We start from the raw sequence: 12,613 nt of genomic DNA on the forward strand, positions 1-12,613 counted from the left end.
TCGCCTCAGAGGATGGAGCTCAATGCGAATTGGCAAAAAAACGGTTGAAGGCGTTCAGGTAAGCCCGGGCACTTGCCTCGATAACATCCGGACTGGTCCCGATGCCCGAATACAGTACCCCTTCGATTTCCACTCTCACCATCGCTTCACCCAGAGCATCACGTCCCATGGTTACGGCTTTGAGGTCGTAATCGCGCAGCTTTCCCTGCTGTTCAACGATTCGCTCGATACAGTTGAATACCGCATCAACCGGACCGTTTCCTGCGGCAGCATCGGTCAAATCCCTGCCGTCTTTGATCAGCGTCACCGACGCAAGCGGCACCATGGTGTTTCCACTCATGATCTGCAGACTCTGGAAGGAAAAAGTTTCGGGGACCTTGGTGAGCTCTATTTCAACAATACTGGTCAGATCTTCACTGGTGATCTCTTTCTTGCGATCCGCCACGTTGATGAAACGATTGTAGACCCTTTCAAACTTGTCCTTATCCAGTTCGTACCCCAGTTCACCCAGTTTATGGCGCAGGGCAGCGCGCCCGGAGCGGGCGGTCAGCACCAATTCATGTTTGCGTATGCCAACGTCTTCGGGCCGCATGATTTCATAAGTGCTTCTGTCCTTTAGAATGCCGTCCTGGTGGACACCGGACGAGTGGGCAAAAGCATTCGAGCCGATAACGGCCTTATTGGGCTGCACCGGAATATTCATGAGCCTGCTGACCATTCTGCTGGTGCGATAGATTTCCTCCGTGTTCAGATCGGTATGCGCCTCGAAGGCAGCGTGCCTGGTCTTCAGCACCATCACAATCTCTTCCAGGGAAGCGTTGCCGGCCCTTTCTCCGACACCATTGATGGTGCATTCCACTTGATCGGCGCCGTTTCGAATGGCGGCCAGGCTGTTGGCAACCGCCAGGCCCAAATCGTTGTGACAGTGCACACTGAGGATGACTTTGTCCAATGCGGGAACGCTCTCGCGCAATTTTCTGATGGTCTCCCCATATTCCTCAGGGATGGCATAGCCGACCGTATCGGGCACGTTGATTACAGTAGCCCCTGCCTTGACGGCCGCCTCAATGACGCGACAGAGATATTCAAAGTCGGTCCTGGACGCATCCTCCGTCGAGTATTCGACATCCTCACACAACTTCTTGGCATAGCGCACCGAATCGACACACATCTGCAACCCGGCTTCCCGATCGCGCCGCAGCTTCTTCTGCAAGTGAATGTCGGAAGAACCCAAAAAAACATGAATGCGCGGACGCTCAGCAAACTGAAGCGCCTGCCAGGCGATATCAATGTCCTGTTGCACCGCTCGGGCCAGCCCGGCGATGACAGGCCCCTGGGTCTGTTCCGCCACCGCTTTGACCGCCTGCATGTCCTCGGGTGACGAACAGGGGAATCCGGCTTCAATCACATCCACGTTCAATTTTGCCAGCTGCTGGGCAATCTCTATCTTTTGCCGTTTGTTCAGCTTGGCTCCAGGGACCTGTTCTCCATCCCTCAAGGTGGTGTCAAAAATATGTATTTTGCGACTCATTGTCTGTTCCTCTCTATTGTCCTGATTCTTCACGCCTTCATGAAAAACTCGCAAGCCGGCCAAGTCCGTTGGAGTCTCGCCGTTAGACAAATCCGCTGGACCACCCAACCCCATGTCCATCACCCCCTTTCTTTGTAAGAAGTCGCCGGGCGCACGAAACAAAAAGGCCATGGGCGGGAACCCATGGCCTTTGCAGCATCACTCTGTCGCTTTTTCTACGGCGCTCGCATACTTAAGGCATGGATTCCCCGCACCTGACCGGTCAGGCTAAGAAGTAATAATAAAAGGAGGAGATTCATCATGCCGCTGCTCAATCGGGTGAAGATGTTTCGGTTACTGATTATCAGGTTTCTTCTGGATCTACAGGAGCTTCAAAGCAACCCAGAAGCAAAGTATGATTTCAATGGTGAAAAGAGCTGCATAAAGAAGGTATTTTTGCGTGGGAAAATCTTCAATGATTCTATTGGCTTCTTCCATTACATGAGTAGCTTGACTCGGTTCCATTTCAACCCCCTCGTGACTATACTGAGAAGTGTGCTCGCTTCTTTCCGTCGAAAACTCAGGGTAAATTATAAAGATGAGAGGAAAAAGATCAAGCCTAAAGTAGATGGCAGCGCGTTTTTCGGTTGGTTCGTAAACGGGGCCAGTGAATGGATGGTGGCCATGCAGCGAAAGCAAATCTCAATTCCCTCAGATGTACGGGTACTGTTGGACAAGATCCGCCATGCGGGCTTTGACGTGTGGGTGGTCGGTGGTGCAGTGCGTGATTACTTACTGGGAGTCCCGGCTAGAGACTGGGATCTGGCAACCAATGCCTTGCCCGGGGACGTTATCTCTCTGTTCCAGCGAGTGATCCCGGTTGGGATTCGGCACGGCACGGTGCAGGTGCTTACCGAAGAACGCTCTGTGGAAGTGACGTCATACGCCGGCAGAGGCCATGAGGGCATTCTTGCCGAGCTCGGGCGGCGCGACTTTACGGTCAATGCAATCGCTCTGGCTTATCCGACCCTGGAGCTGATCGATCCGTTTGGCGGCAGGGAGGATGTGGCAGCCGGATTATTGAGAGGGGTTGGCGATGCAACGGATCGCTTCCGGGAGGACCCAATCCGCACCCTGCGAGCTGGACGTTTCGTGAGCGTGTATGGATTTTCCCTGGAGACACGTACTTTTGATGCGTTGAAAAATGCAGTGGAAGGCCTTAAAACAGTCGCCATCGAACGAATACGCGAGGAAATGTTCAAATTGCTGGTGGGCGATTCCTTCCTGGAAGCGTTTGAATGGATGAGGCGAGCGGGAGTCATCGGCATTATCCTGCCGGAAATTGCACAAGGTCCGCCACACCATGCCAAGGCGGCTGCACATCAAAGGACCTGCGAGCATCTGCTTCGCTCTGTTCAGTTCGCACCAAAGCGCGTCAGGCTGCGGCTGGCGGCCCTGTTTCACGATATCGCAGTCCTCGTGCAACCGGAGCTTCTTAACGCCGGTTCTTTGCGTGACGAGGCATCACTGAGCGCCCGGATCGCCGCACAGGTGTTGATGCGCTGGCGGGCACCCAAGAAAATGGCCCTGCAGGTGAGCAAACTGGTTGAAAGCCACATTTCAACCCACCGGCACGCGTGGAGTGACGCACAAATACGGCATTGGCTGGCCAAACTGGGAATCGGGCTTACGACTGACTTGCTCGATCTAGCCTATGCCGACCGTTTATCCAAGGGCGTGCCGTCGGACTCGCTGCAAGAAATCGAATTGTTGCGGCGCCGGGTTCATTCCCAGATGAAAGCCGATGCGGCCCTGCAAATAAGAGATCTTGTCGTCAACGGCCATGACTTGATCGGTGAGCTGAATCTCGCTCCAGGACCTGTAGTGGGAAAAATCCTGCGGGAACTTCACAAGGTTGTGTTGAACGAGCCGACCCTGAATGATCGACTCATTTTGCTCGACCACGCGCGGGAGCTGATGCGAAATGACGAGTTTCAGGGCGGTTGACCAACTCCGTCAGGAATCGTGCCGAAAGGAAAATACAGCCTGCTTGTAGTATTGATGAAACCGTTATAAACTGGTGGCGAGCTTGCTCATCAACGTGAAGATCGGGGGTTGTTGAAAAGAGTGAATCAAGGGAGGATCGAAGATGCTGGTCAAGAACTGGATGAGTAAAAAAGTTGTCACCATCGATGTGGAAGATTCCATGTCCCATGCCGTGAGGTTGTTGAAGGAACACCAGGTGCGGATGCTTCCCGTTCTGAAAAAAGGTAAGCTCGTCGGTGTTGTCTCGGATTCGGATATCAAGAGGGCCTCCGCTTCGGATGCGACGACCCTGGATGTGCATGAATTGCTCTACCTCATATCCAAAGTGAAGGTAAAAGACATCATGTCCAAGGACCCCATCACGGTTCCGCCTGACTACACCGTGGAAGAAACCGCCGAGGTGCTCATGCAGCACAAGATTTCCGGCGTTCCAGTGGTGGACAGGGGCGGCGACGTTGTCGGCATAATTACGCGCGATGATCTGTTCAACGTGCTGATTTCCCTGAGCGGTCTGGGGAAAAGGGGCATCCAGTTCGCTTTCAAATTGGAAGACAAACCGGGCTCCATCAAGGAGCTCACCGATATCATCCGCCGCCACGGCGGCCGCATCGCCAGCATCTTGGGCAGCTACGCACGCGTTCCGGCGGGATTCCGAGTTGTTTACATGCGGGCGTATGATCTCAAGCGTGAAGAAATGCCGCAGATCATAGAAGAATTGAACCGGAAGGCTTTGATCCTCTACATGGTGGATCATCGCGACGACAAGCGGCAGATCTTCCACGACCTGGGAGAATAGAGCGGCGGGAGCGCATCAAGACAGTGCAGGGATTTTGACGGGGCAGCAAAGCAGCGGCACAAGGCTCACTTTGCTGTCCCAGTGGACAAGCAGCGGCAGGCTGAATCATTAAATCCCCAGAAAAGCCTGCTTGACTTCCTCGTTTTCAAGGAGTTCCCGCCCCTTGCCTTCCATTATGACTCGTCCGTTTTCCAGTACATAGGCCCGGTCGCAGATTGCCAGGGTCTGTTTGACGTTCTGTTCAACCATTAAAATCGTCATTCCCTCCTGGTGAATCTTGCGCACCAGGCGGAAAATTTCCTGCGTGAGGAGGGGCGACAGCCCCAGGGACGGTTCATCAAACAACATCACCTTTGGTCGCAGCATGAGTCCACGGGCAATGGCGCACATTTGCTGCTCGCCGCCTGACAGGGTTCCGGCCATTTGCCTGCGGCGTTCACGGAGTCGTGGAAAGAGCTCCAACACCCACTCGAGCGTCTCCTGTCGGTGGGCCTTGGCTGCGGCAGGCAAAGACCCCATCTCCAGGTTTTCACGCACGCTCATTTCCGGGAAAAGCTGGCGCCCCTCCGGCACATGGGCGATTCCCAATTCACTGATGCGATAGGGGGCAACCCTGTCCAACCGCTGGTCTTCCAACCAAATTTCGCCGCGGGTGGGTTGGATGAGGCTCGAGATACATTTCATGATCGTGCTCTTGCCAGCGCCGTTGGCACCCACCAGGACCACAAACTCATTCCGATCGACATGAAACGAAACATCCCAGAGTACCTGAATGTCCCCGTATCCCGCGTCAACCCGTTCCAGCCGCAACATGCTCTAGTCCTTTCCAAGGTATGCTTCGATCACATCCTGATTGTTGGCGACCTCCGCCGGGAGGCCACTGGCTATTTCCTGCCCGTAGTTGATGCAAAGAATTCGATCGCAGATGCTCATGATGACATGCATGATGTGTTCGACAATAATGATGGTGATGCCCGCATCGCGAATTTTGCGAATCAGCTCCACACCCTCGGTTTGCTCCTGCGGCGTAAGCCCCGCCATAGTCTCGTCCAGCAGCAGAAGAGCCGGTTCGGTAGCCAGTGCGCGGGTGATTTCGAGGCGCTTGCGATCACCGATGGTCAGTCCCTTGGCGGGATAGTCTTTTTTCTCGATAAGATCACAGAACTCCAGAGCTTGCAGCGCCTTATCCCGGGCTTCGTGGAGCGAACCGGTATGGTTGAAGGCGGAAGCGATCACATTATCCAACACCGTCATGCGCCGCAGCGGCTTAACCACCTGGAAAGTTCTGCCCACTCCCAATTTACAGATTTTCCAGGTCGCCAAGCCATTCAACCTGTGATTCTTGAACTGGATGGTGCCCGAAGTGATGGGATAAGACCCCGTGATCAGATTGAACACGGTCGTTTTGCCCGACCCGTTGGGACCGATCAGGCCAAAAATCTCCCCTTCTTCCACCCCGAAGCTCAGGTCATTGACGGCGATAAGACCGCCAAACCTCTTGGTAAGGTGTTGTGTTTCGAAAAAGTTCATGCTCAGTTCCCGCTGCTCGAGTACGAAAGTTGTTTCTTCTTGAACCAGTCTCCGGTGATTTTGGACCAGTCGCCCACAATGCCGTTGGCCAGGTAGCGAATCACAAAAATGACCAGCAGTCCAAACACCAACACGTGCGCCTCACTCACCCATTGCGGCAGCAGGCCAAAGAAGGCACTGCGAAAAATCTCCTGCAGCCAAACCATGATAAAGGCTCCCACGGCCGGCCCCCAGAGAGTCCCCACTCCGCCGATGATGGCCACCAGGATGGCCATGATGGAAATATCGTGCAGGGAAAACACCACATGCGGATCGATGAAGGCCATGTAGTTCATGTAGAACGCCCCGGCCATGCCGGTAAAATATGAACTGATCATGAGCGACAGACTCTTGTAGCGAAAAGAACTTATCCCGATTGTTTCGGCCACGTCCTGGTCTTCCCTGATGGCCACGAAATAGTAGCCCCATTTGGACCTGAGCACCAGATAGACGGCGAATACACAGGCTATCGCCAGGGCCAGGGCTAGATAATAGTAGGGCAGCTTGCTGCGAAAAGACTGAATGATCAGGATACCATCCATGCCATCGGTCATACTTCGCCAATCGATGGCGACCAGCCGAAAGATTTCCCCAATGGCGATGGTGGCAAGGGCAAAGTAGGGTCCGCGCAGGCGAAAGCAAATCCAGCCGATAATGAGGCCCACCAGCAAGGCCACAGGGCCTCCCAGCAGCATTCCCCACCAGGCGGAAATGCCCAGCTTGGTCACGCCCAGGCCGGCTGTATAGGCTCCGGTTCCGAAAAAGATGGCGTGGCCGAATGAAACCTGCCCGGTGTATCCGGCCAAAAGATTCCAGGCGGAGCCGATGACCACCCACATGAGCGATAGGATGAAAATGTGCCGATAGTAGTCGGATTGAACCACCAGGGGAAACAGCACAAGCAGTGCAATGACGACGATCGTTGGCCAGCTGATACGTTTCATAGCAGTACCTTATGTTATATTTTGGTCAATGTCTTGAGACCGCCCGGCAAGAAAATGAGAACCAACAGAAAGATGACCATGGCCACCGCATCTTTCAGTGCCATCGAGATATAAGTGGCTCCCAGGGATTCAGCCACACCCAAAACCACCCCTCCGAGAATGGCCCCAATGGTGCTCCCCATACCGCCCAGCATGGTGATGACAAACGCTTTCAGCGTGAACGGCCCGCCGATATCCGGAAACAGATAATAGATCGGCAGGAGCAACGTACCGGCGGCAGCTGCCAGGGCCGAACCCAACCCGTAGGTCAGGACGGTGATCCATTCGGCGTTGATGCCCATCAACAGTGCCGCTTCCTTGTTCTGCGCAGTGGCTCTAACAGACTTGCCAACATCGGTTTTGAGCAGGAAGAAAAAAAGCGCTACGGTAAGCAGCACGGCAATGCCAAAAGCAATGAACATGGCAATGTTGAAGGAAATGCCCCCAATATAGAAGGTTGCGGTACTGTAGCCGGTTTTGACCGATCTATAATCGGAGCGAAATATGAAGCGAATGATTTCGGTCAGTACCATCGCGATGCCGACGGTCATCAGCACCTGGTTTTCCGGCAGTATGGAATCGACCTTGAGCAACGGATTCAGTAAATATTTCTGCAGCAGCGCGCCAATGACGAAAAGACATGGCATGGCCACCAGGAGAGCAAAATACGGATCCAGGTGAAACTGTTCGAAAAGGACATAGGTGATGTACATGGCGACCATCATCAGTTGGCCGTGGGCAAGATTGATAATTTTCATCACCCCCATGATGAGCGTCATGCCAATGCCTATGAGGGCGTAAATTCCGCCGATCAGCAGACCGGCCACCAGCGTCTGGAGAAAAACGTCCATGGATCAAGATCCTGTAGGAGAGGTGATTTGGGGAAATGGGTTGTCAGCATCCGTCCCGCAAACACGACCGTCGAGGGGATGGATTACCCGCCGGATTGCGGGACGGACTCTGATCAGTGATATCCTGCTCTATTGCCAAACTTTTTCCCAATCGATTGGGTAAACGTAGGGTTTGCTTGCCACGTCCTTGGGCCAGACGAGCTCCAGTTTTCCGTCGATCCATTGGACGAGATAGGTGGGCAGTTTGTTCTGATTGATCTTCTTGTCATAGGAAACAAACTTGACCGGACCGAATACGGTTTCCATATCGGTTTCCGCCAGGGCCGTCTTCACATCTTCCGCCGAGAAGGACTTGGCGCGCTTCAGTGTATCGGCGATGACCTGGCATGCCGCATAGGCTTCTGCTCCATGATACTCGGTGGGCTTGTTGAATCGTTTGACATATTCCTCATAATATTCGGATGCACCGGGATAAGGCAGGGTCTCATACCAGAGGGTAGCCGAGTAAACCATATTGGCGGCATTGCCGGCGTTTTTGACAAATTCCGGCAGGGTAAAACCCGCGGCGCCCCCCACAAAAAGCTTGGGCATGACGCGCAATTCCATGGACTGGGTCATGAGCAAAGAGGCGTCCATAACATAGGAAATCATGTAAACAAGATCTGGATTGGCCTGCTTGACCTTAACCAGAAGCGGTTTAAAATCCACACCGCCCTTGGAGTAGCCCTCCATCATGACAACTTTGATGCCAAGCCGCTCGGCAGTCTCGGCAAAATTCTTGGACCCACTGGTGCCGAAGGCGCTGTCTTCATACAGAATGGCACAGGATTCAGGTTTCACCACTTCGGTGAGGAAGCTTTCCAGTGCCGCAGGGTAGGCGCTCACCGGGGGGTTCAAACGGAACACATAGTCCCAGCCTTGCTCTGTGATTTTGTCGGCAGAACCGGTGTTGACCAGAAACGGCATGCCGTTCTGTTGAGCCACACCTGCAATGGCGAAGGTCTCTGAACTCCCATAGCCGCCGCCGAGCATGACCACCTTGTCTTTGCTGATAAGCTTCTCGGCAGCAGATCTGGCCACCTCCGGCTTGCCGGTATCGTCCTCGAACAGCAATTCCAGCTGTTTACCATTGATGCCGCCGGCTGCGTTGACTTTTTCCGCGGCCATCACAAAAGAATTTCTTTCGATCTCCCCAAAGGCTGCCTGGGCTCCCGTGAGAGGCAGGATGATGCCGACCTTCACGGTTTCCTCAGACCATGCCGGGGTGGTCGAAAACACCACGGCAAATGCCAAGACCAATGTCAACAGTACCAAAAGTTTCCTCATGTTTGCTCCTCCTGTTCTGTAGGTTATGGTGGTTGAACTCCGGACGCCGTTTTGCTCCATGTAAACCGCTCCTGCACACATTTATGGGTTAACGCCGTCGTGACAAGGCCGGCCAACGACTGCGAGGAACGCGAGAACCACTGTCAACTACGCTCCAAGTGGGAACTTGAGCAAGCGGGAGAGCAGCATTAGAAGTGCGCACCAGACAGGCCGGATGGGGTGATTCTCCAGTGCGGCAACCCATTTGATTCGGCCCTCTTAGGGTATTATAGGGTTTGTGCAAAGTCAAGCTGGGCGAAACCCCCTGCCGGCCTGTTCTGCAACGATCCAATAATCATAGCGTCAGGTTGGGCTGATTGATCTAGAACCTTCCGATATCCATCCTGAAAGCTCATTTTGCCATACGGCTACATCATAAAGGACCAAAGAACGCCGGCTCCTATGGCAGATCCAATGACCCCCGCTATATTGGGTGCCATGGCATGCATCAGCAGATAATTGCCCGGATCTTCCCGGTTTCCAACCAGCTGGACGACCCGAGCCGAGTCCGGCACCGCGGATACCCCGGCGGCTCCCAGTATGGGATTGATCTTGTTCGTGGCAAAAACGTTCACCAGTTTGGCAAAAAGAATTCCACTGGCGGTTGCCACCATAAATGAGGCGGCTCCCAACAGGAAAATCCCCACCGACTTGGCGGTAAGAAAAACATCGGCCTGGGTTGAGGCTCCGACCGTGATGCCCAGCAAAATAGTCACGATATCGATTAGAGCCGTGCGAGCGGTTAACGCCAGCCGATCCGCAACCAGGCATTCCTTCAACAGGTTACCAAAAAACAACATGCCCAAAAGCGGCAGTGCCGCCGGTGCGAGAAAACAGCAGGAAAGAAAACCGATGACGGGGAAGATGATCTTTTCTCTCCTGCTGACTGGCCTCGGATCCGGCATCCGAATCAATCTCTCCTCCCTGGTTGTCAAAAGATACATGATGGGAGGCTGAATGACCGGTACCAGCGCCATATAGGAGTAGGCGGCGATAGCAATGGGCCCCACCAAATGAGGCGCGAGCTTTGCCGACAGAAAAATGGCGGTAGGGCCGTCCGCCCCCCCGATGATTCCAATGGAAGCAGCTTCCCTGGGCAAAAATCCCATTGCCAGAGCGGCCAAAAAAGTCAGGAAAATCCCCACTTGAGCAGCGGCACCGAGAAGCATCAGTCTGGGTTGCGCCAGCATGTAGGAAAAGTCCGTCATGGCTCCGATGCCCAGGAAGATGAGAGGCGGGTAGATCCCCTGATGCACTCCAAAGTACAGATAACTCAGCACACTTCCCGATTCGTAGATCCCCAGCCCCAGCCCTTTGAAAACCGGCACGTTGCCCATGAGAATTCCAAAACCGATGGGAACCAGTAACAGGGGCTCGTAGTGTTTGACTATTCCCAGGTAGATGAAAACGATTCCAACGGCGATCATGATGAAGTGGCGATAATCCGCCAGCCCGAATCCGGTATTTCCCCAAAAATCCAGAAGATACTCCATGAACCGGTCAACTCCGCTTGCTGTGCACTATTGCAGCTCCCTGTTCTGTCAACAATGAGAATGGACCTCGATTGCTATTCCTCTGCACTGGAACGGACAATCTCCACGTCGTTGGCCCATGTGTAAAATCCTTGCCGATCGCCTGAATCCTCAACGATGATTCCTAGCTTTAGAAATGTATCGAGATGACGGTGCGGGCTTGACAGGCCATGTTTGCTGGCCTTTTCAAGAAGTTGTGCCAGTGAAAAGGGTTCGCCGAGCCTGTTAGTGATCAGATGAAAATGGTCTGCCACTTCTATCTGATCGAGTGGCAAATGCACCCGGGTTTTATCTGTCGTTGGGGCTTCCGGGCGATCCGTGCGGGGTTCCTGAACCAGGAAAGGCTGTTTCCGCGGTGGATGCTTGAAACCTGCCAGAAGCTCGCCGCGCCGGTCCCACAGTGCCAAAAACCTCTCCATATTGGCCATGATAGCCGCCAAAACCACTAAACCGGTGAAGACGATGGCTAATCCGGTGAAGGTGATTGTCCACCCGTTAGCCGCGCTGATTGCTTTCAACCCGTACATCCCATCATCCTCCGACTAGTCCCGGCCAAAACTGACTGGTGTGCCGCGCCGATAGCGATCACGTTGTTCCATTATTTGGGCGATCTTCTGCATCAGTCTCTGCCCGAAAAGAGCATTCATCTGGATCAACCGATACAGCTCCCGACCGGAAAACTCATAAAGTCGGACGTCGGAGAGACATACCGCCGTAGCGGTATAACGAAATGGGCTCACCAGAGAAGACCAGCCGACCGCATGCCCTTCATCCCTCAACGGCATGGAACGGCCATTGGGAAAGCACAAAAGGATGGTGCCGACACGCAGTAGATAGAGCGCAGCCGCGGGCGCACCCGCGTGAAATATGGTTTCTCCTTCTTTCCAGCGCGTATGCGCAGCAATACCTGCCAGATCAGACAGCTCGGACTCGTGAAAATCTCTCAAGAACTCCGTTTCCCTGAGTTCTCTGGTCGATACCATGTGGTCTCCCGTCGTTTAGCTGTAGCAAGCCCCGCCAATCATCGCGATCACCCGTCCTGCCAGCAGCAAATTCATCATACCCATTCTGACCTGCAGCGCGCAGCCTCATCGATCAACGCGAATAACCAGTCCTTGAACCTTTTCCTTGCGGTTGAACTCGGCGGCAAACTTCAGTGCCTCCTCCCGGCTGTCGAAGGAACCGACAAGTACCCTAGTCCAGCGTCCAGTTTCCGGCATGTCGATCGTTTCCATGTTGGGGGAGTAACCTTTGGCTTGCAGTTGTTTCATAAATCGCTCTGCATTGCTGGAATCCTTGAGTGAAGCAGCCAGTAAGGTAAACTGTTCGGTTCCGCCGCCGGCACCAAGACCCTTTTTGGGATCGGCAGCAGCATCGGGCTCCTCGGGTTCCAGGGGGCTGGATTTATCTGCCGCTGTCGGCTCTGTTGAGGGTCTAACAGAGGGCCTCGATTTTTTCGGGATTGGATCTTTCGGAGGTGCCTCTTTGGTCTCTGGAGTGGAAGGCATAGGCGAATTGACCAGAGGTTTTCCCGAAATGGGATCGATCTGATTGGTCAATGACTGAAAATAGTTGAGGGACCCGAGCATCTTTTTGGAATCCTCCCAACTTTCTGCAGCGTTTGCAGGCGGTTGCGGAGCCTCCCTGCCGAGCCCCATAAAACGAAGGATTTGAGCCCTCAGCGAAGTCTCGTCTGCCGCCACCAGGGGCAGCCCCCGGCCAACCAGAACGCCGAAGACAAACATCCAGGCAAGGATGAGGACCAGGCCGAATGAATAGAGCAGAAGCTGCATCAGCCCCAATTCGAAACGAAAAGCTTTCGATTTGTTGCCTTTGGCGGATTGGGTCAAACCGCTGCTCTCTCTCGAGGATTTCATGCGTCGGCTCTATCGGCGACCTTTTCAACAGTTTCAACCACTTCAGACGGCGTCTGCTTAATCCCTTTGAAACAGTTCTGACTG

The 12,613-nt window shown here is 53.9% G+C and carries 13 protein-coding genes; 2 read left to right on the top strand and 11 right to left on the bottom strand.

The features are described 5' to 3' along the window. Positions 1 to 19 precede the first annotated feature (19 nt). A complete protein-coding gene (locus tag K1V27_RS10525) occupies positions 20 to 1,531 on the bottom strand; it encodes a 2-isopropylmalate synthase (protein ID WP_258929951.1) in 1,512 nt (503 codons plus the stop codon). A 360-nt stretch (positions 1,532 to 1,891) separates the two neighbouring features. Continuing rightward, entirely contained in the window at positions 1,892 to 2,035 is a 144-nt protein-coding gene (locus K1V27_RS10530; RefSeq protein WP_258929952.1) for a hypothetical protein, read from the bottom strand. A gap of 159 nt (positions 2,036 to 2,194) precedes the next feature. Between K1V27_RS10530 and K1V27_RS10535 the strand changes: the two genes are divergently transcribed. Together K1V27_RS10535 and K1V27_RS10540 are read left to right on the top strand one after the other, a co-directional pair. Beyond that, a complete protein-coding gene (locus tag K1V27_RS10535) occupies positions 2,195 to 3,517 on the top strand; it encodes a CCA tRNA nucleotidyltransferase (protein ID WP_258929953.1) in 1,323 nt (440 codons plus the stop codon). A gap of 142 nt (positions 3,518 to 3,659) precedes the next feature. Beyond that, the gene (locus K1V27_RS10540; protein WP_258929954.1) at positions 3,660 to 4,352 is read left to right on the top strand and encodes a CBS and ACT domain-containing protein; all 693 of its coding nucleotides are present in this window, start codon (positions 3,660 to 3,662) and stop codon (positions 4,350 to 4,352) included. A 108-nt stretch (positions 4,353 to 4,460) separates the two neighbouring features. Here K1V27_RS10540 and K1V27_RS10545 read toward each other — a convergent pair whose 3' ends face one another. The 9 genes from K1V27_RS10545 to K1V27_RS10585 form a co-directional block, all read right to left on the bottom strand. Beyond that, a complete protein-coding gene (locus K1V27_RS10545; protein ID WP_258929955.1) occupies positions 4,461 to 5,165 on the bottom strand; it encodes an ABC transporter ATP-binding protein in 705 nt (234 codons plus the stop codon). A gap of 3 nt (positions 5,166 to 5,168) precedes the next feature. Next, complete coding sequence (locus K1V27_RS10550; RefSeq protein WP_258929956.1) at positions 5,169 to 5,882, bottom strand: ABC transporter ATP-binding protein; 714 nt, start codon at positions 5,880 to 5,882, stop codon at positions 5,169 to 5,171. A gap of 2 nt (positions 5,883 to 5,884) precedes the next feature. After that, positions 5,885 to 6,865, bottom strand: coding sequence for a branched-chain amino acid ABC transporter permease (locus K1V27_RS10555; RefSeq protein ID WP_258929957.1), 981 nt, complete (start codon positions 6,863 to 6,865; stop codon positions 5,885 to 5,887). A gap of 14 nt (positions 6,866 to 6,879) precedes the next feature. Further along, positions 6,880 to 7,755: a branched-chain amino acid ABC transporter permease gene (locus tag K1V27_RS10560; protein ID WP_258929958.1), complete on the bottom strand. Its 876-nt coding sequence runs from the start codon at positions 7,753 to 7,755 to the stop codon at positions 6,880 to 6,882. A 129-nt stretch (positions 7,756 to 7,884) separates the two neighbouring features. Then, positions 7,885 to 9,081, bottom strand: coding sequence for an ABC transporter substrate-binding protein (locus K1V27_RS10565; RefSeq protein WP_258929959.1), 1,197 nt, complete (start codon positions 9,079 to 9,081; stop codon positions 7,885 to 7,887). A 407-nt stretch (positions 9,082 to 9,488) separates the two neighbouring features. After that, positions 9,489 to 10,613, bottom strand: coding sequence for a sodium ion-translocating decarboxylase subunit beta (locus K1V27_RS10570; RefSeq protein ID WP_258929960.1), 1,125 nt, complete (start codon positions 10,611 to 10,613; stop codon positions 9,489 to 9,491). A 74-nt stretch (positions 10,614 to 10,687) separates the two neighbouring features. Beyond that, positions 10,688 to 11,179, bottom strand: coding sequence for a hypothetical protein (locus K1V27_RS10575; protein ID WP_258929961.1), 492 nt, complete (start codon positions 11,177 to 11,179; stop codon positions 10,688 to 10,690). A 15-nt stretch (positions 11,180 to 11,194) separates the two neighbouring features. After that, positions 11,195 to 11,635, bottom strand: coding sequence for a Crp/Fnr family transcriptional regulator (locus tag K1V27_RS10580; protein WP_258929962.1), 441 nt, complete (start codon positions 11,633 to 11,635; stop codon positions 11,195 to 11,197). Positions 11,636 to 11,740: 105 nt separating this feature from the next. Beyond that, positions 11,741 to 12,529, bottom strand: a complete 789-nt coding sequence (locus K1V27_RS10585; RefSeq protein WP_258929963.1) for an SPOR domain-containing protein — start codon at positions 12,527 to 12,529, stop codon at positions 11,741 to 11,743. Positions 12,530 to 12,613: the final 84 nt, after the last annotated feature.

Source organism: Desulfoferrobacter suflitae (assembly GCF_022603395.1).
In the GTDB taxonomy this organism is placed as follows: Bacteria; Desulfobacterota; Syntrophobacteria; order Syntrophobacterales; family Syntrophobacteraceae; genus Desulfoferrobacter; species Desulfoferrobacter suflitae.